Here is a 17,747-nt window from a genome sequence, read left to right as displayed (position 1 = left end):
CACGCCGGACAAACATTCGTCTGAGTTTGCGCTCGTGGCGACAAAGCCTACAAACGCAACAAGTCCGCTCCGCCGTGCAGCACAGGTTACGTACAAAAAAAACAACTGTCGCCCGAAAGGAACGATACAGCCGAAAAAAAAGCCATGGCACAGATGTTGCAAATTGTCGGCCGTCTCTCATGCGTCGCCGAGGAGCCCGCCATGCCGGATGTCGCACGCGATCAGGAACGCCGTATCCAGCCCGTCTACCTGGACTACGCCGCCACCACGCCGGTGGACCCGCGCGTCGCGCGGCGCATGCTGCCCTATATGACCCAGATCTTCGGTAACGCGGCAAGCCGCTCGCACGCTTACGGCTGGGCCGCTGAGGAAGCCGTGGAACTGGCGCGCGAGCAGGTGGCGAGCCTCGTGAACGCCGACCCTCGCGAAATCGTCTGGACTTCAGGCGCCACCGAATCGAACAATCTCGCGCTCAAGGGTGCCGCGCGCTTCTACCGCTCGCGCGGCAACCGCCTGGTGACGGTCGCGACCGAGCACAAGGCCGTGCTCGACACGATGCGCGAACTCGAGCGCGATGGCTTCGAGGTCGTCGTGCTGCCGGTACAACCGGACGGCCTTGTTGATCCGGCCGTGTTCGAGGCTGCGCTGACGCCAGGCACCGTGCTCGCATCGGTGATGCTCGTGAACAACGAAACTGGTGTCGTGCAGGACATCGCGGCGCTCGGGGCGCTGTGCCGCGAGCGCGGCGTGCTGTTACACGTCGATGCCGCCCAGGCGGCCGGCAAGGTGCCGATCGATCTCGACGCGCTGCCGGTCGACCTGATGTCGTTCTCGGCACACAAGCTCTACGGACCGAAGGGCATCGGCGCTCTCTACGTACGGCGTCGACCTCGCGTGCGGATCGAGGCGCAGATGCATGGGGGCGGTCACGAGCGCGGCATGCGCTCGGGCACGCTGCCGACACACCAGATCGCCGGCATGGGTGAGGCGTTCTGGCTTGCGCGCGAGTGCATGCACGCGGACAACAAACGGATCCGCTCGCTGCGCGATCGGCTATGGATCGGACTCCAGACCATCGAGGCCGTCACCCTGAACGGCGACCTCGCCCGGGGCGCGCCGCACTACCTGAATGTGAGCTTCCAGTATGTCGAAGGCGAATCGCTGCTGATGGGCGTGAAGGACGTCGCCGTGTCGTCTGGTTCCGCCTGCACGTCCGCCAGCCTTGAACCAAGCTACGTGCTGCGCGCGATGGGCCGCGACGATGCGCTCGCACACGGGTCGCTGCGTTTCTCCCTCGGTCGTTTCACAACCGGGGAGGAAATCGACTTCACGATTGCCCAGGTGACCCAGGTAGTCAACCGGCTGCGCAACATGAGCCCGCTGTGGGACATGGCGCAGGCCGGCATCCATCTTCATTCCATCCAGTGGGCCGAGCACTAACACCCGGCCCTTTCATTTCACTCTGGTAGTCCAGCGGAGCATGTCATGGCTTACAGCGACAAGGTTCTCGACCACTACGAAAATCCCCGCAATGTCGGCTCATTCGGGAAAGACGACGATGCGGTCGGCACCGGGATGGTCGGGGCTCCGGCGTGCGGTGACGTCATGAAGCTCCAGATCCGCGTGAACCGGGACGGCGTAATCGAAGACGCGAAGTTCAAGACGTACGGTTGCGGTTCGGCCATCGCATCGAGTTCGCTCGTGACCGAATGGGTCAAGGGCAAGACGCTCGATGAAGCGATGTCGATCAGGAATACCCAGATTGCAGAGGAACTCGCGTTACCGCCCGTGAAGATCCATTGCTCGATCCTCGCAGAGGACGCCATCAAGGCCGCGGTCGCGGACTTCCGATCGCGCCAGCGCGCAGCGGATTCGCACGACGCCGACCTCACCACGGAACAGCCGGCCTGCGCGTCCGGCGCAAACTGAACGCACTCACCCGAACGAGGATAAGCACGATGGAATCGCTTCAACATACGGGCGTCGCCGCCCAGAATCCGGCGCCGGCATTTCTGGAGTTCACCCCAGGCGCGGCTGCCAAGGTCGCATCGCTGATCGAGGAAGAAGGCAACCCGCTGCTCAAGCTCAGGCTCTATGTCTCGGGCGGGGGGTGCTCCGGCTTCCAGTACGGTTTCTCGTTCGACGACCAGATTGCCGAAGACGACATGCAAATCGTCACCGACGGCGTCACGCTGCTGGTCGATGCGATGAGCCAGCAGTACCTGCTCGGCGCGCGAGTCGACTACGAAGACGGCCTCGAAGGCTCGCGCTTCGTCATCCAGAACCCCAACGCCCAGAGTACCTGCGGCTGCGGCAGCTCGTTTTCCGTGTGAGGCGGCAGATCATGACCATCTTACTCACCCCCGCTGCGGCTCGGCACGTCGAGAAGTCCCTGCAAAAGCGCGGCAGCGGCGTCGGACTCCGCGTCGCCGTCAAGACAAGCGGGTGCTCTGGCTTCGCCTATGCGCTCGAGTTCGTCGATGCCCCCGCCGCGGAGGACCAATGCTTCGAAGCCCATGGCGTGATGATCGTTGTGGATCCGCGCAGTCTGCCTATGCTCGACGGCACCGAACTCGACTTTGTACGCGAAGGACTCAACGAGGGATTCAGATTTCACAACCCGAACGCGACCGCCAGCTGTGGATGCGGGGAGAGTTTCGCTGTCTGAACCACCAACCGGACATCCTGATCATGGCCCTGCTACAGATCGCGGAACCCGGCCGCGCCGCCGCCCCGCACCAGCACCGGCTCGCGGCCGGAATCGACCTTGGCACGACCAACTCGCTCGTGGCCACCGTACAGAGCGCTGCGGCCCGGGTGCTGGTGGATGCCGTGGGCGAAACCCTGTTACCGTCCGTCGTGCGTTACCTTCCGTCGGGCGAAGTACAAGCGGGACGCAACGCGCAGATACACCAGGCCGACGATCCTGCGAACACGATCGTCTCGGTAAAGCGCTTCATGGGGCGACGCCTTGCAGATCTGCCCAATGCCGACACCCTGCCGTACCGGTTTATCGATCATCCCGGCATGGTGAGCCTTGAGACCGCTGCGGGTGAGCGCTCCCCAGTGGAAGTGTCGGCGGAAATCCTGCGCACCCTGCGTGTTCGGGCCGAAGCCTCACTCGGTGGGGAACTCGCGGGCGTGGTCATCACCGTACCGGCATACTTCGACGATGCGCAACGCCAGGCGACAAAGGACGCCGCAAGGCTATCCGGACTGACAGTGCTGCGGTTGATGAACGAGCCAACCGCGGCGGCGGTGGCCTACGGCCTGGACCGCGCGGCCGAGGGCACTTTCGCGGTCTACGACCTGGGAGGTGGAACCTTCGACATTTCGGTCCTGCGCCTCTCGAAGGGTGTGTTTGAAGTCCTTGCGACGGGTGGCGATTCAGCTCTCGGGGGCGACGACTTTGATCAGGCGATCGCGCAATGGCTATGTGAGGCACACGGTGTCGCCAGTCTCGCATCGCTCGCGCCGCATGAACAACGCAGCCTGCTGATGGCCGCACGCGCTGCGAAAGAGGCGCTTTCACAGTCGGAAACGGTCAGTGTCGCAATGACACTGGCGGATGGCACGGTCTGGCAACGCACCCTGTCCCGCGCGGCATTCGCTGCACTCTGCCAACCGCTGATCGATCGCACGATTGCCGCGACCCGTCGTGCGCTACGCGATGCGAAACTGCGGACGACCGATATTACCGGTGTGGTCCTCGTCGGCGGATCGACCCGCATGCCGCTCGCACGCGAAGCGGTGCGCGAATTCTTCGGGCGAGATCCACTCGCCGACATCGATCCCGACCAGGTCGTCGCGCTTGGCGCGGCCAAACAGGCCGACGTGCTGGTCGGCAACGGCAACGGCGAAGGATGGCTGCTGCTCGACGTGTGCCCGCTATCGCTCGGCCTCGAAACCATGGGCGGCCTCGTCGAGAAGATCATTGCGCGCAACTCCACGTTACCCGTGGCGCGAGCACAGGAATTCACGACGTTCAAGGACGGACAGACCGCGATGTCGATTCATGTCGTGCAGGGTGAACGTGAAGCCGTGTCGGGCTGCCGCTCCCTCGCGCGGTTCGAATTGCGCGGCATTCCGCCCGCGGTCGCCGGTGCCGCACGTATTCGCGTCACGTTCCAGATCGATGCCGACGGGCTGCTTGCCGTTACCGCCCGCGAGCAGACGACGGGGATTCAAGCGCAGATCGAAGTCAAACCGTCGTACGGTCTCACCGACGCGCAGGTGGCTGACATGCTGAAAGAGGCAATTGAAACTTCGCTCGATGACATGCAACTGCGTACATTGCGCGAAGCGCAGGTCGACGCTCGGCGTCTGCTGGATGCGACCGGAGCCGCACTCGCGAGCGATGCTGCACTGCTATCGGCCGAAGAACTGGCCACCGTCCGGCAGGCCACCTTCCGTGTTGCCGATGCACTCGAAACCGGGGCACCCCTCGAGCCGCTCAAAATGGCGGCCGCCGACCTGTCCCGGGCCACTGAGGAATTTGCTGCGCGCCGCATGAACGCATCGATCCGAAACGCGCTAGCTGGCCGTGAACTCGACAGCCTTGCCTGAAGGACGAACAACACCATGCCTCGTGTACAGGTACTTCCCCACCCCGAACTGTGCCCCGATGGACAGGTCGTCGAAGCCAGGCGCGGCACATCGCTGTGCGAAAACCTGCTGCGCTCGGGTATCGCGCTCGAACATGCCTGTGAAATGGTGGCGGCCTGCGCGACCTGCCACGTGTACATACGCGAAGGCGGCACATCGCTCGCGCCGCCGGAGGACGACGAAAGCGACCAGCTCGACCATGCATGGGGACTCCAGGCGCAGTCGCGCCTTGCCTGCTGTGTGAAATTGCGAGACATCGATCTGGTCATCGAACTGCCAAGACATACGCGCAACCTCGCGCGCGAGCACTGACGTTTCCGGCTCGCGAGCATTCATCCTGCAGCGGTCATCCGGTATCCACCGATATCGGGCTCCCTGGCCTCTCCCTCTCTGTCCATGACAGTCAGTTACGCGCGGCAGACCCAGCGCTGCCCGTAACAGCCGAACACTACCGCGCCTGTTCGAAACAGGACATTTACGACACGGACAACCGGCAGCCCACCCCTTCGGAAACGACACGCGCCGCCGGAAATCATACGGTTAAAGCGGGTTTTCGCCGTGATATTGCCTGGCACAGCCCTTGCAATCCAAGTCTGCAACAACCAGAGAGGTCACCGATGTCCAACCCGATCATCAATGACACCACGCTGCGCGATGGCGAGCAGACAGCCGGCGTCGCATTCACGATCGCAGAGAAATGCGCAATCGCCACAGCGCTATCACGCGCGGGAGTACCCGAACTCGAAATCGGCATCCCTGCCATGGGCGAAGATGAAATCGCCTGCATCAAGGCAATTGTCGACCTGAACCTTCATGCGGGCATGATGGTCTGGGGACGGCTCACCGACAACGACCTTGCCGCCGCCCTGCGCTGCAATCCGGACATCGTCCATCTGTCGATTCCGGTTTCGGACATTCACCTTCAGCACAAGCTGCGACAACCGCGCAGCTGGGTGCTCGGGCAGGTCACGCGCGTGATCACCGACGCGGCAAAAAGCGGCCGCAAGGTCTCGCTCGGGATGGAAGACGCTTCCCGTGCCGATCCGGCATTCCTGGCTGTGGTCGCACAGCATGCCCAGCAATGTGGCGCGCAACGGATTCGCTTTGCCGACACGCTGGGCGTGCTGGACCCGTTCTCCACCTACGAAGCTATCGCACGGCTGCGCGGTGTGGTCGATCTCGAGATCGAGATACATGCGCACGACGATCTCGGACTGGCCACGGCCAACACACTTGCCGCCCTGCGCGCGGGCGCCACGCACGCCAATACGACCGTCAACGGCCTCGGCGAGCGGGCTGGCAATGCCGCCCTCGAAGAAGTCGTCATGGGCACGCGTCACCTGCTCGGCCGCGACACCGGAGTCGACACCACGGCGCTGCTGGGCATCTCGCGCCTGGTTGAACAGGCATCTGGCCGCACCGTCTCACTCAACAAGAGCATCGTTGGTGGAGGTGTTTTCACACACGAATCGGGCATTCACGCCGACGGTATCGCCAAGCACCCGACGACCTACGAAGGATTCGATCCCGCCGAACTCGGCCGGCAGCGCTCAGTAGTCCTCGGCAAGCACTCCGGCTCCCAGAGTGTGCGCCAGGCCTACGATGCGCTCGGCCTGCGCGTCGCCGAGCGGCTCGTCCCGATGCTGCTCAACCGCATCCGCCATTTCGCGATCCAGTACAAGCAGGCGCCGAGCGAGAGCGATCTGTACCGATTCCTGGCCGAAGCAAACGGCGCGCTGGAGAAAGTGTCATGAGCGACCTTCGAAGCGCCATGCCTGACGCGGCGTCGTCCGCACAGCAGTATGCACTGGACGCATCGAAGCGTTCGTGGTGGACGCTGCTGCGGGGGGATCTTCGCTGCGTGCACGAACGTGATCCCGCTGCACGAAGCCAACTGGAAGTGTGGACGATCTATCCGGGCATACACGCGATCACGGCGTACCGTATCGGCCACGCGCTGTGGCGTCGCGGCTGGCGCTATGCGCCGCGCTGGCTTTCGTATGTCGCGCGCATGTTCACTCACATCGACATTCATCCGGGTGCGATGATCGGCGAGCGTTTCTTCATCGATCACGGCGCGGGCGTCGTAATCGGTGAAACCGCAGAAATCGGCAACGATGTCACGCTCTATCACGGGGTCACGCTCGGCGGCACGAGCTGGCATCCGGGCAAGCGGCATCCGACGCTCGGTGACCACGTCGTCGTCGGCGCGGGAGCGAAGATACTTGGTCCCATTGTGGTCGGGCACCACGCCCGCATCGCAGCCAACTCCGTCGTCATCGACCCGGTGCCCGAGGGTGTCACCGTGGTCGGCATACCAGGGCGCATCGTCGCACGAGCCGCGAGGCCTGCTCCCTATGGCTTCGACCTGAACCACCATCTGATACCCGACCCGGTCGGCAAGGCGCTCGCCTGCCTGCTCGAGCGCGTGGCACATCTTGAGCAGACAGCGCATACCGGCCCGGGCGCCGCAGCCAGCCAGTGCGGATGCTGCGACGAGTCCTGTGCGCAGACCACGCGCTTTCCGTCATCGTCCGCTTCGTACATTGGGGAGTAGCCAACATGCAAGGATTCATCAAGCAGTTGGAGAGCCTCTCGTCCGCCGAGGATTTTCTCCAGTTTTTCCGCATTAGCTTCGACCAGAAAGTGGTGAACGTGAGCCGCCTGCATATTCTCAAGCGCTTCTTCCAGTACATCCGTCAACAGGATGCGCTGCCGCAGGACAACGAGGCGGCGGTGTTTGCGCTCTATCACGGGCTGCTGTTAAAGGCGTACAACGATTTCGTCATCTCCACGCCCGCCGAGGAAAAAGTGTTCAAGGTCTTTCAGGACGTGAACGGAAGGCAGCACGTCTCCCTCGACAACCTGCGCGCGTCGTTACCGGCCCGCGACGCCGCCTGATCTGGAGCCGCCATGCACATCGTCGTCTGCATCAAGCAGGTTCCGGATTCAGCGCAAATCCGCGTTCATCCTGTCACCAACACCATCATGCGCCAGGGCGTGCCGGCAATCGTCAACCCGTACGACCTGTTCTCGCTGGAGGAAGCGCTGCGGCTGAAGGACTGTTTCGGCGGCAAGGTCACGATGCTCTGCATGGGACCGCCGCAGGCCGAAGATGCGCTGCGCAAGTGCATCAGTTACGGCGCTGACGACGCGGTGCTCGTCACCGACCGCGCGTTCGCCGGCGCCGACACACTCGCGACCTCCTACGCGCTTGCCGCCGCGATCCGGCAGATCGCAAAGGAGCAGGCCGTGGACATCGTGTTCACCGGCAAGCAGACCATCGACGGCGACACTGCGCAGGTCGGTCCCGGCATCGCGAAACGCATGGGGCTGCAACTGCTCACCTACGTGTCGCGGATCGTCGAGCCTGATTTTGATGCGCGCACGATCGTCGTCGAACGCCGCGCTGAAGGCGGTGTGCAGGTGCTGAAAACCGCACTGCCGTGCCTTGTAACGATGCTCGAGAACACCAACGAGCTGCGTTTCGCATCACTGCCCTCAATGATCCATGCGGCGGGTTTTCCGGTGCGCAAATGGAACCGCGAACAGGCCGGCATCGAGGACATCAGCAAGATCGGGCTGAAAGGCTCGCCGACCGTGGTCAGCAAGGTATTCGGCCCGACGCCTCGCAGCGAGAAAGCCGAAATGCTCGAACTCGATACCTCAAGCCTGCGCGACGTGTCGCTGAATCTGCTGCAAAAGATCTTTACCCGCCATCCGACGCTGGAAGCAGATCTGTTGATGAAGGAAACCCCATGAACTCGCCCGCCGTCCCCAACAACAAACAACCGGGTGCACCCGCAAAGCGCGCCAGCGGCCGCAACCTCGAACTGCCCGAACACCTGAAATCCTACAAAGGTGTCTGGGTCTTCCTGGAGCACGATCGCGGCCACGTGCACAGCGTATCGTGGGAACTGCTCGGTGAGGCGCGCAAGCTCGCCGACAAGCTTGGCGGCAACGTGGCGGTCGCCGTGCTGGGCGGCCCCGACGAGCCGCTTGAACGCTTCGCTGCCGAGGCGTTCGGCTTCGGTGCCGACAAGGCCTACGTGATGCACGACCCGGCACTGTTCGGCTATCGCAACGAGCCGTTCACGAAGGGGCTCACCGATCTCGTGAACAGGTATCAGCCCGAGATCCTGCTCCTCGGCGCGACCTCGATGGGGCGCGACCTCGCGGGCTCGGTCGCCACGACGCTCGCCACCGGCCTCACTGCAGACTGCACAGAGCTGAACATCGACCCGGCGTCCCGCGCGCTCGCAGCCACGCGGCCGACCTTCGGAGGTTCGCTGCTGTGCACGATCATGACGCTCGCCTATCGACCGCAGATGGCCACGGTACGTCCACGTGTGATGGCAATGCCGATCGCGCAGGCCGATCGCAGCGGCGAAATCGTGCAGGAGACACTCGGCATGGTCGAAACGGATATCGTCACGAAGCTGCTCGACTTCATCGCGGACGCTAACAGCAACCGGATCAACCTGCCCTACGCCGATGTAATCGTCAGCGGCGGCAAGGGCTTGAAGAATCCGGAGAACTTTCGTCTGGTGTTCGAGCTAGCTCGCGTGCTGGGCGGCGAAGTTGGCGCTACGCGTCCATGCGTGCAGGCGGGCTGGGTCGATGCCGAGCGCCAGGTCGGCCAGACTGGCAAGACCGTTCGGCCGAAGCTCTACATCGCGGCCGGCATATCCGGCGCAATCCAGCACCGCGTCGGCATGGAAAGCTCGGACGTGATCGTCGCGATCAACACTGATGCGAACGCGCCGATCTTCGATTTTGCGCACTACGGCATCGTCGGCAATGCGCTACAGGTGCTGCCGGCGCTCACGCAGGCGTTCGCGGATCACCTGGCGCTGCGCGGCAAACAGGCCGCGTGAGGAGAACATGATGAAGAAACCCTCGCAGTTCGATGCAATCGTCGTCGGCGCCGGGCCGTCCGGTAACGCCGCAGCTTACGTGATGGCCAGGGCTGGCCTGAAAGTGCTCCAGGTTGAACGCGGCGAGTATCCAGGCAGCAAGAACGTGCAAGGTGCGATCCTTTACGCGAAAGCGCTTGAAGAAATCATTCCCGACTTTCGGGACGATGCTCCGCTCGAGCGCCACATCATCGAGCAGCGCATGTGGATGCTCGATGACACGTCGTTCGTGGGCACACACATGCGTAGCGATGACTACAACAAGCCGCCGTACAACCGCTACACGATCATCCGTGCCCAGTTCGACAAGTGGTTCTCGGCCAAGGTACGGGAAGCCGGCGCGCTACTGATCTGCGAGACGACGGTCAACCATCTGATCATGGACGGCGACCAGGTGGTCGGCGTGCAATGCGATCGCGAGCAGGGCGACGTCTACGCAGACGTGGTGATCCTCGCAGACGGCGTGAACTCCACGCTTGCACGCAAGGCCGGATTCCACGGCGAAATCCAGGCCCACAACGTCGCGCTGGCCGTGAAGGAGATTCTCTTCATGCCCGAAGATACGATCCGCCAGCGTTTCAATATTGGCGAAGAAGAAGGCGTCGTGATCGAAATGGTCGGCCGGATCACCGACGGGATGATGGGAACGGGATTCCTCTACACGAACAAGGAGTCGCTGACCATCGGCGTCGGCTGCATGCTGAGCGACTTCAAGAGGAATCCGAATCGGACGAGTCCCTACGTACTGCTCGAACAGATGAAACGCCACCCTTCCATCGCACCGCTGATTGCCGGCGGGGAAATGAAAGAGTATTGCGCGCATCTGATACCCGAGGGCGGCTTCCATGCTATCCCGCAGGTATACGGCAACGGCTGGATGATAGTGGGCGACTCGGGCGGCTTCGTCAACGCCGCACATCGCGAGGGCTCCAATCTCGCGATGACGACCGGGCGACTCGCCGCCGAAACGGTGATCGACGCGAAAGCGGCCGGACGAGGCTACCGTGCAAACGCACTTTCGCCGTACAAGGCCGCGCTGGATAACAGCTTCGTGATGAAGGATCTGCACAAGTACCGCGACATGCCGGGCATTCTGCACCGCAATCCGCAGTTCTTCACGACCTACCCGGACCTCGTTGCGAACGCCGCCCGGACAATGATCACCGTCGACGGCGTCGACAAAACGACCAAGAAGCAGGAGGTCATCGCGAGCTTTCGCAAAGGTCGCTCGCTCACCGGCCTCATGGGCGACGCATACAAACTCTGGAGGGCATTTCGATGAGCACCGTCGCTGTCAACGTCGAGGAAAAACTGTTCCAGAACCGCTACCGTGTGGACGCGGGGCGGCCGCATATCCGCATCAGGAACGCGGATGTCTGTACCAGCGAGTGCGGTGCGAAAAGCTGCACCTTTGTGTGCCCGGCATCGTGCTACAAGGCTGAAGGCAACGGCTCTGTCACGCTGATCACGGATGGGTGCCTCGAATGCGGCAGTTGCCGCATCCTGTGCGCGGAGCACAACAACATCGAATGGGAATACCCGCGCGGCGGGCACGGCATCCTGTTCAAATTTGGCTAAGGGAACGGCAATGAGCAAACCACAACGACATGTCTTCGTTTGCACCCAGAACCGGCCTGCACAGCATCCACGCGGCTCTTGTGGAGGTGGCAAGGGCTCGGTCGCCCTTATTCAGGCTTTCTGGGCCGAGCAGCAAAAGCGCAACGCGTACGAAACGGTCGCGATCACGTATTCCGGTTGCCTCGGCCCCTGCGACCAGGGGGCCAACGTGGTCGTCTATCCCGAAGCGGTGCTCTATCGCAGCGTGACACCCGACGACGTGGCAGAAATTTTCACGTCGCATCTCGAAGGCGGCACGCCGGTCGCACGTCTCATCGCACCGGAGGCTGTGTGGTGAACCTGTTCACTGGTGTCGAGTCCACTGAACTGTTCGGTGGCGAAGTCCCGCCTGCCGTGCAGCGTCTCGTTGACGAGGCGCGCGGCATGGCACCCGAGCGAGCGGGCGCCGCGCTATGGACGGCGGTGCTCACGTTTCCGAATTGCCTGCCTCCGTACTATCTGCTCTACAAGTTCCACGCGAGCCGAGGCGAACTGGGGCCAGCAAACGAGGTCGCCCGAAAGGGCCTCGCCGTCGCTGCGGCGCAGGCGTCAATCGATCGTGACTGGCACGCGGTTCAGCCCGCAGACGCCGATTTCTCCATACCTGGGCCGGCCCGCTTCTGGCTCTTTACGCTCAAGGCGCTGGCGTTCATCAGTGTGCGGCGCGACGAGCGCGAGGAGGCTCGCCAACTTGTCGGGAAGCTCCGGGTACTCGATCCGGCCGACCGACTCGGGTTCGGCGTCGTAGAGGGATTGCTCGCACAATCCGGGTCCCAGTGACGGCGTAGCCGTCCGCTCGTCGTGCCCGAACGCAACCCGACCACCATGCAAGCCATCAGCCATCCGCCACCGTCCGGCGTCGCCGCTGTCGATCGTGCGCTATGCGTACTCTCCGCACTGGCAAACGGTAACGGCAGCCTGTCGCTCAAAGAGATCGCTAACAACACGGGCCTGCATAAGAGCACGATACTGCGTCTGATCGCCTCTCTCATCCACGCGCACGCCGTGGCGCAGCAACCCGATGGGCGTTACGTCCTGGGGCCTGCGGTTGCAAGGTTCCATGCAGCTTATATGCGGTCGTTTTCCCTTTCGCACTGGACCGTCGCCGCGCTGCACGAACTGGTCAGAGCGACCGGGGAGAGCGCCGCGTTTTACGTCCGCCAGGGTGAATTCAGGCTATGTCTTCATCGAATCGCCTCGCCGCACGCGGTCAGGGACAGCATTGAAACGGGAGACCTGCTCCCGCTGGACCGGGGCGCGGCAGGCCGGGTATTGCAGGCCTATATGCACACTGGCGACCCCGCGCTCGGAGAGCAGATCCGGAATGAACAGGTGCTTCTGCTCGCCGGGGACCGCTCACCCGAACTCGCGGGCATCGCAGCACCGGTATTTGGCCCCCTTGAAGACCTGCTGGGCGCAATTACCCTGATCGTTCCGTTACAGCGGATACAACGCTCATGGATAGCGCCTGTCCGGGAAAGTGCCCGGGCGCTAAGCCGGCAGTTAGGCGGACAGTTCCCACCGGCGGGGTCGCCGAACAACGACGAAAGCACGAAAATTTCCCCTCTCACCGATCGCTTCGCATCCCATACAAAGAGAATGCGAAGGTGAATGGCGACGCGGATATCAGAAACGTTGGCCGCCCGTCATCGTGGTCCCTTGCTGATTGGGGCGGACATGAGTACGTCGCGAGGCCATGAATGGATCGTTGCCAGCGTCTCCTCCACGCTGTGCGACGTGATCACGGGTGGCGGTACTTCAACGGGATCTGTTGCAGAGGCATTCCGCTATGATGAGCGGAACGACACGAACACGATACGCTACGAACTGGTCCTGCTTGATCTTGGTCTGCCGGACCAGAACGACATGACGCTGCTTGCCAGCCTGAGGCAGCGCGAGGACGCGCCTCCCGTGATCATCACTACTGCACGCGATGCGATCCGGGACGGTTCTGTCGCTATAAGGCGGTCTGCTAAGCTGAGGACTTGAATACAGAGGCGATGGGAGCGATGAAGGACGGGGTAAATGCGGCTGTCAGGCGGGTCCTCAAGCGCCTGCACTATCCGTTGGACGTGATGCTGCTGTGCGTGCGCTGGTACGTTGCGTACCCGCTGAGCTTGCGCAATCTCGAAGAAGTGATGTCTGAACGGGGCCTGCTGGTTGATCATTCAACAGTCCACCGGTGGGCGCTGAAATTGTTGCCCATATTGGGGAAACTCTTTCGACAGCGCAAGCGCACGGTCGGAAGAAGCTGGAGGATGGACGAAACCTACATCAAGATCAACGGCCAGTGGCGATACCTGTACCGTGCTGTGGAAGAGAATGGCGACACCGTCGACTTTTTGCTGCGAGCCCACCGGGATAAGGTTGCGGCACGCCGATACTTTGAGAAGGCGATCAGAAACAACGGCGAGCCCGGTCCAGCCGAGCAGTTTTACTCGTTGGTTACATAAGTAGTCCTATCATATCTAACCTTGATTGTCCTGCAATCGTTACTGCGACAAAACCTACGAGCCTACCTTCACGCTCATTCCGCCGTCAGCCATCACGACTGATCCGACCATGAAACTGGCTCGCTCGGAGGCAAGAAATAGCACAACTTCCGCGATTTCTTCCGGGTTGGCCGCTCGGCCGATCGGAGCGCCTTCTCCGTGCGTAGCTAACGCCCCGACGCCGTTGCCGTCAGGCGCCACGTTATTGAGGATGTTGGTGAGTACGTCGCCAGAGCCAACGGCATTGACTCGGATGCCGTATTCGATCGCCTCCAGGGAAAGCGTTCGCGTCAGCTGCGCAAGTGCGCCTTTCGATGCGGTATAAGCAGCAATCGTAGGGAATGCAAAGTACGATGCATAAGAAGCCACGTTGATAATTGCACCGGAACGCTGTGGGATCATCGCTTTTATGGCTTCGCGCGAATGCAGGAAGGCACCTGTCACGTTGACATTCATAATGCGCTCCCAGTCGTCGCGCGACATGTCCACCACCAGCTTGTTGATGATGATGCCCGCATTGTTTACGAGCAGATCCAGCCGCGAAAACCGTTCGATGGCTAGCGCCACCGCTTTTTCCGCGCTGCCATCGACGGAGATATCGGCGACGAGCGGCACGACGTTCGGTCCTGCCAGCGCTTCGACAGCGGGGTCGATGTCCTCCGCCACCACATGTGCGCCACGTGCCACGAGCAGGTCAGTGATTGCGCGTCCAATGCCGCTAGCCGCGCCAGTGACGATCGCGACTTTGCCTTCAACCTCATTGATATCTTGCATTTTCGTTTCCTCAAAAATCGATTTGCCGAGCCATCAGAAGATCGGTTCGAAATCGTGGAAGTGAATTTACATCCCAGATGTCTGACGAGCCATGGCTGCGGTTCTCGAACCCTTGCCTATTAGTATCAAACGAGCATACCGGCGCCCCATATCTAATATATTGGTGATCGTCAGCGACAAACGTGCGAGGGAGGGGAGGATGCCAGAGAGCCAGAGGCGAGTCGTCAGGCTGATCGAGCGGCTTGCGCCGAACGAGGGATATACGGCATCGATGCTGGATGGAGTCAGCTTTGTTCGTGCAAATCGTTCTCTCGGCCGCACGCCTGTTTTGTACGAGCCGAGCATCGTTCTCGTCTGCCAGGGCCGCAAGCGCGGGTTCCTTGGAGATGAGGTCTTTCTCTACGACACGAATCACTATCTTGTGCTGTCAGTGCCATTGCCGTTTTCTACGGAAACTGAAGCAACACCCAAGGAACCATTTCTCGCCGTCACCCTTCGCCTTGATGCGAGCTTTATCGCAGACCTGATGCTCAGCGTGGATACGCCCGGACGGAAAGCACCCGTGACGCCACGAGGGATCTATTCCACGCCATTAAACGGTCGACTTTCGAACACCCTGCTTCGTCTTCTGGAGGCGCTTGGCTCGCCGTTGGAGGCGCGAATCGTCGCGCCCCTCGCGGTACAAGAGATATTTTTCCTGGTGCTGACGGGCGAGCAAGGCGATGCAATGCGTGCGTCGCTCGCGACGACCGGTCATTTCTCGCAGATTGCGCGAGCGCTACGCCGTATCCACAGCGATTACGACAAGCATATCGACGTCGATAGCTTGAGCAACGAAAGCGGCATGAGCGTCCCGACGTTTCACCGCCATTTCAAGGCTGTGACCCACTCGACGCCGATTCAATATCTAAAGGCAACGCGACTGCATCAGGCGCGTTTGTTGATGATCCGCACCGGGTTGACGGTAGCCGCCGCGTCCGCGATGGTCGGCTACGAAAGTCCTTCGCAATTCAGCCGGGAATTCAAGCGAGCATTCGGTCGGTCGCCGACAGAAGAAGTCGACCAGATGAAGACGGCGTTCAACTGGTCCGCATCGACGCTCGAAACTGAGCCTCGATAACAGCCACTGCGCTGGTGCAACCGAACTGCAGCGGATACCAAACGATTCACCGGATGGGACCGCATTAGCGAGTTCCGCCGGCACAACGCTGCGCTCGAAGCGACCGCTGAACTTGTCCAGTTCATTCGTGCGCTTGCCCTGCCGGTCCCGATAGCAGCGCGCCGGCTTTCGATCAGCCACCCTGCGTGACGGCTCGGCGGAAAGGGAGATGATTGATTGACAGCTTCTCGGGATGGAGCGGACCTTCCAATGTCGATCCAAGTGGCAGTCGGCTGACCCTTGTTGGCACGCACCGTGCCCCACGGTCGAGTGCGCCGATCGCCCCTCGTGCCTAAACGGTCGCGTTGGCTTGATTATTCGACTGGGTATACTTCAGACTGTCTGATCCAACCCGACGTCATCTTGTTATCTCGCAGGAAGTCCACTTGGAGCCAACCCGGCTGCACTGCACGCACACCGACACCGTCTCCCTGCACAATGTAAGCTCGACGATGCTGCAGACTCGTGGGCGTGTCGTAGAAGTAGGCTCGATCGCTTTTGACTACTGCGATCGACAACCAATGGTGTCTCGCAACCAAGGTGAATTCGGCAGGATAACCATCATCGGCAAAATGCATAACGTTCCAGCAGCCGCCGTGTTCGGTTGACAAGCGCACCTTGAATTTATCGGGTGCATCCAGGAACAGCTTGCCTTTAATCTTCTCCTCAGGCGTTTCTGGAAAATAGGTCGAAACAGGGATTGGAGATCTACCCAGCTTGCCGGTCAGATAGAAAATACAGCTGAACTGCCCATTGATGTTATCTGCCGAATAATAGCCCGTGACAGCCTGGGTGGCGGGGTTCACGCCGATAAGCATACCGTCGCCATAATCGCCACTAACCATGGTCGAAGGAGAACTTGTACCCTCACCCGATGCCGAATCCTGTGCTGTTGCCGTCACCGTGAAGGTCGCGGTTACGACACAAAGCAGCATCGATAGCACGTATATTTTCATTTTTGGAGCACCTGTTTCGTAACGATTACCGTAGCGATGCGCTTCCGATTCTCCTCGCCACACTCGCTCTAGCTTAATTGTCAAGGACTTAGCTGCAACCGTCGAACGTCTCAAACTGGGCGACCTCTGAAGGATCACGGTGCCAAATGGTCATCCACAGCCCCAAGAGGCTTGTGTCGCGCTGGATCAGAGCGCGGCCTTCAGGTCCGCCAGCGTCATCGTGACGGTCATCGGTGCAAGCGGCGAGACCTCGAAGCCCAGCGCGAGATAGAAGCGGTGCGCGTCCTGGTTGAGCGCGTGCGCGATGACGCCGCGAATCCCTATTACGTCCGCTGCCTGCGCGATGCGCGCGCCGGCATCGCGCATCAGTGCCCGAGCCACGCCTTTACCCTGCCAAGCCCGATCGACGGCCAACCGTGCGAGCACGACCACGGGGATAGGATCAGGCATGTTGCGGCGGAAACGGCCTGGCGCCGCGTCGACATCGACAGCGCCCGAGGCGAGCGCGTAGTAGGCGATCACTCCCGCATCGTCGCAGACGACGAAGGTACGCGTGGCGCCGCTCGCTTGGTTCTTGAGCGCGCGACGCCTCAGCCATTCATCGAGGCTCGGTTCCCCCGACTCGAAGGCTTTGAGCACATGGTGGCTATAGAGGGGCTCTGGTGCGCGCAGCGTCATGCCGCTCCGCTGGGAGCGTCCCAGGGTGCGGGTGTGCGCATGGTGCGTTTGAGGCGCTCGTTCGGCGCAGGCGCAGCGTCGAGGCGCGCCATGAACTCGGCGAAGACCTCGGGTGTCGCTCGGACGAGCGCCGTCTCGACAAGCGTTTCCTCAGCCGCGGCGCGCGCTGCCGCGAGAATGAAGTCGGTGCGCGTCTGGCCCCGAGCAGCTGCGGCCCGGTCGATCAGATTGCGCTCGTCGGACGTGATTCGCATGTTGAGCGCCTCGCGCTTTGGAGCGACAGCGTGTGGGGTAGGCATAGAGGCCTCCCTGAAAAACTGGAGAAGGCTAGAGTATAACAGAATCGTAATGACTGCGTCATTACGGCAAGATGGCGATGCCGCCGACTGGAGAATTCAGGGCACCGGGGGAACGGCGGATGCGGCCTCCCTCCCACGCACCCATGGCACTGTCGATACGGCTGAAAATAAGGGGGGGAAAGTCAGCCCGGCCCGACGCGACACCGTCTAGCGGGCTCCCGCGGCACGACGACACCCAGGCGACAGGTTCC

General features: G+C 61.7%; 22 protein-coding genes and 1 pseudogene. 19 read left to right on the top strand and 4 right to left on the bottom strand.

What is annotated here, in order from left to right:
- The first annotated feature begins 201 nt into the window (after positions 1 to 201).
- The 18 genes and pseudogenes from BHE01S_RS30695 to BHE01S_RS30610 all read left to right on the top strand — a co-directional run.
- A complete protein-coding gene (locus BHE01S_RS30695; RefSeq protein ID WP_042270702.1) occupies positions 202 to 1,440 on the top strand; it encodes an IscS subfamily cysteine desulfurase in 1,239 nt (412 codons plus the stop codon).
- 45 nt (positions 1,441 to 1,485) lie between these two features.
- Positions 1,486 to 1,929, top strand: coding sequence for a Fe-S cluster assembly scaffold IscU (gene iscU / locus BHE01S_RS30690; RefSeq protein ID WP_042270700.1), 444 nt, complete (start codon positions 1,486 to 1,488; stop codon positions 1,927 to 1,929).
- A gap of 29 nt (positions 1,930 to 1,958) precedes the next feature.
- Positions 1,959 to 2,333: an iron-sulfur cluster insertion protein ErpA gene (erpA, locus tag BHE01S_RS30685; RefSeq protein WP_042270698.1), complete on the top strand. Its 375-nt coding sequence runs from the start codon at positions 1,959 to 1,961 to the stop codon at positions 2,331 to 2,333.
- 11 nt (positions 2,334 to 2,344) lie between these two features.
- Positions 2,345 to 2,668, top strand: a complete 324-nt coding sequence (gene iscA, locus BHE01S_RS30680; RefSeq protein WP_042270805.1) for an iron-sulfur cluster assembly protein IscA — start codon at positions 2,345 to 2,347, stop codon at positions 2,666 to 2,668.
- Between the two features lie 23 nt (positions 2,669 to 2,691).
- The gene (gene hscA, locus BHE01S_RS30675) at positions 2,692 to 4,566 is read left to right on the top strand and encodes a Fe-S protein assembly chaperone HscA (RefSeq protein ID WP_042270696.1); all 1,875 of its coding nucleotides are present in this window, start codon (positions 2,692 to 2,694) and stop codon (positions 4,564 to 4,566) included.
- 15 nt (positions 4,567 to 4,581) lie between these two features.
- Complete coding sequence (gene fdx, locus BHE01S_RS30670; protein ID WP_042270694.1) at positions 4,582 to 4,917, top strand: ISC system 2Fe-2S type ferredoxin; 336 nt, start codon at positions 4,582 to 4,584, stop codon at positions 4,915 to 4,917.
- A 305-nt stretch (positions 4,918 to 5,222) separates the two neighbouring features.
- The gene (gene nifV / locus BHE01S_RS30665; protein WP_042270692.1) at positions 5,223 to 6,359 is read left to right on the top strand and encodes a homocitrate synthase; all 1,137 of its coding nucleotides are present in this window, start codon (positions 5,223 to 5,225) and stop codon (positions 6,357 to 6,359) included.
- A 17-nt stretch (positions 6,360 to 6,376) separates the two neighbouring features.
- Entirely contained in the window at positions 6,377 to 7,162 is a 786-nt protein-coding gene (gene cysE, locus BHE01S_RS30660; protein WP_157025750.1) for a serine O-acetyltransferase, read from the top strand.
- Between the two features lie 5 nt (positions 7,163 to 7,167).
- A complete protein-coding gene (gene nifW, locus BHE01S_RS30655; protein WP_042270691.1) occupies positions 7,168 to 7,506 on the top strand; it encodes a nitrogenase stabilizing/protective protein NifW in 339 nt (112 codons plus the stop codon).
- A gap of 12 nt (positions 7,507 to 7,518) precedes the next feature.
- The gene (locus BHE01S_RS30650) at positions 7,519 to 8,367 is read left to right on the top strand and encodes an electron transfer flavoprotein subunit beta/FixA family protein (RefSeq protein ID WP_042270689.1); all 849 of its coding nucleotides are present in this window, start codon (positions 7,519 to 7,521) and stop codon (positions 8,365 to 8,367) included.
- A complete protein-coding gene (locus tag BHE01S_RS30645; RefSeq protein ID WP_042270686.1) occupies positions 8,364 to 9,482 on the top strand; it encodes an electron transfer flavoprotein subunit alpha/FixB family protein in 1,119 nt (372 codons plus the stop codon). Before BHE01S_RS30650 ends, BHE01S_RS30645 begins: the two co-directional genes overlap by 4 nt.
- Positions 9,483 to 9,492: 10 nt before the next feature.
- Positions 9,493 to 10,803 (top strand): FAD-dependent monooxygenase, encoded by a 1,311-nt coding sequence (locus BHE01S_RS30640; RefSeq protein ID WP_042270801.1) that lies wholly within the window; start codon positions 9,493 to 9,495, stop codon positions 10,801 to 10,803.
- Positions 10,800 to 11,099, top strand: coding sequence for a ferredoxin family protein (locus BHE01S_RS30635; RefSeq protein WP_042270682.1), 300 nt, complete (start codon positions 10,800 to 10,802; stop codon positions 11,097 to 11,099). Before BHE01S_RS30640 ends, BHE01S_RS30635 begins: the two co-directional genes overlap by 4 nt.
- 10 nt (positions 11,100 to 11,109) lie before the next feature.
- Positions 11,110 to 11,436, top strand: coding sequence for a (2Fe-2S) ferredoxin domain-containing protein (locus BHE01S_RS30630; protein ID WP_042270679.1), 327 nt, complete (start codon positions 11,110 to 11,112; stop codon positions 11,434 to 11,436).
- Positions 11,433 to 11,918, top strand: a complete 486-nt coding sequence (locus BHE01S_RS30625; protein ID WP_042270800.1) for a hypothetical protein — start codon at positions 11,433 to 11,435, stop codon at positions 11,916 to 11,918. Before BHE01S_RS30630 ends, BHE01S_RS30625 begins: the two co-directional genes overlap by 4 nt.
- A 45-nt stretch (positions 11,919 to 11,963) precedes the next feature.
- Positions 11,964 to 12,749 (top strand): IclR family transcriptional regulator, encoded by a 786-nt coding sequence (locus BHE01S_RS30620; RefSeq protein ID WP_042270676.1) that lies wholly within the window; start codon positions 11,964 to 11,966, stop codon positions 12,747 to 12,749.
- Between the two features lie 66 nt (positions 12,750 to 12,815).
- The gene (locus BHE01S_RS38710; RefSeq protein ID WP_084069420.1) at positions 12,816 to 13,127 is read left to right on the top strand and encodes a response regulator; all 312 of its coding nucleotides are present in this window, start codon (positions 12,816 to 12,818) and stop codon (positions 13,125 to 13,127) included.
- 20 nt (positions 13,128 to 13,147) lie between these two features.
- Positions 13,148 to 13,555: pseudogene (locus BHE01S_RS30610) on the top strand (IS6 family transposase); the annotation flags it as partial.
- 90 nt (positions 13,556 to 13,645) lie between these two features.
- On the opposite strand, the gene BHE01S_RS30605 reads toward BHE01S_RS30610, so the two are convergent.
- Positions 13,646 to 14,404: an SDR family NAD(P)-dependent oxidoreductase gene (locus BHE01S_RS30605; RefSeq protein WP_042270672.1), complete on the bottom strand. Its 759-nt coding sequence runs from the start codon at positions 14,402 to 14,404 to the stop codon at positions 13,646 to 13,648.
- 199 nt (positions 14,405 to 14,603) lie between these two features.
- Here BHE01S_RS30605 and BHE01S_RS30600 point away from each other — a divergent pair, with 199 nt between their 5' ends.
- The gene (locus BHE01S_RS30600) at positions 14,604 to 15,524 is read left to right on the top strand and encodes an AraC family transcriptional regulator (protein WP_042270796.1); all 921 of its coding nucleotides are present in this window, start codon (positions 14,604 to 14,606) and stop codon (positions 15,522 to 15,524) included.
- A 353-nt stretch (positions 15,525 to 15,877) separates the two neighbouring features.
- Here the strand turns inward: BHE01S_RS30600 and BHE01S_RS30595 are convergent, their stop codons facing one another.
- The 3 genes from BHE01S_RS30595 to BHE01S_RS30585 all read right to left on the bottom strand — a co-directional run bounded on the left by BHE01S_RS30595 (position 15,878) and on the right by BHE01S_RS30585 (position 17,496).
- On the bottom strand, positions 15,878 to 16,519 hold the full coding sequence (locus tag BHE01S_RS30595; RefSeq protein ID WP_157025745.1) for a hypothetical protein: 642 nt from the start codon (positions 16,517 to 16,519) through the stop codon (positions 15,878 to 15,880).
- Positions 16,520 to 16,705: 186 nt separating this feature from the next.
- A complete protein-coding gene (locus BHE01S_RS30590) occupies positions 16,706 to 17,197 on the bottom strand; it encodes a GNAT family N-acetyltransferase (protein ID WP_042270667.1) in 492 nt (163 codons plus the stop codon).
- Positions 17,194 to 17,496, bottom strand: a complete 303-nt coding sequence (locus tag BHE01S_RS30585) for a type II toxin-antitoxin system TacA family antitoxin (RefSeq protein WP_042270665.1) — start codon at positions 17,494 to 17,496, stop codon at positions 17,194 to 17,196. Before BHE01S_RS30585 ends, BHE01S_RS30590 begins: the two co-directional genes overlap by 4 nt.
- Positions 17,497 to 17,747: the final 251 nt, after the last annotated feature.

This window comes from Paraburkholderia heleia NBRC 101817, from assembly GCF_000739775.1.
GTDB lineage: Bacteria > Pseudomonadota > Gammaproteobacteria > Burkholderiales > Burkholderiaceae > Paraburkholderia > Paraburkholderia heleia.
This window is presented reverse-complemented; position numbering and strand designations above follow the sequence as displayed.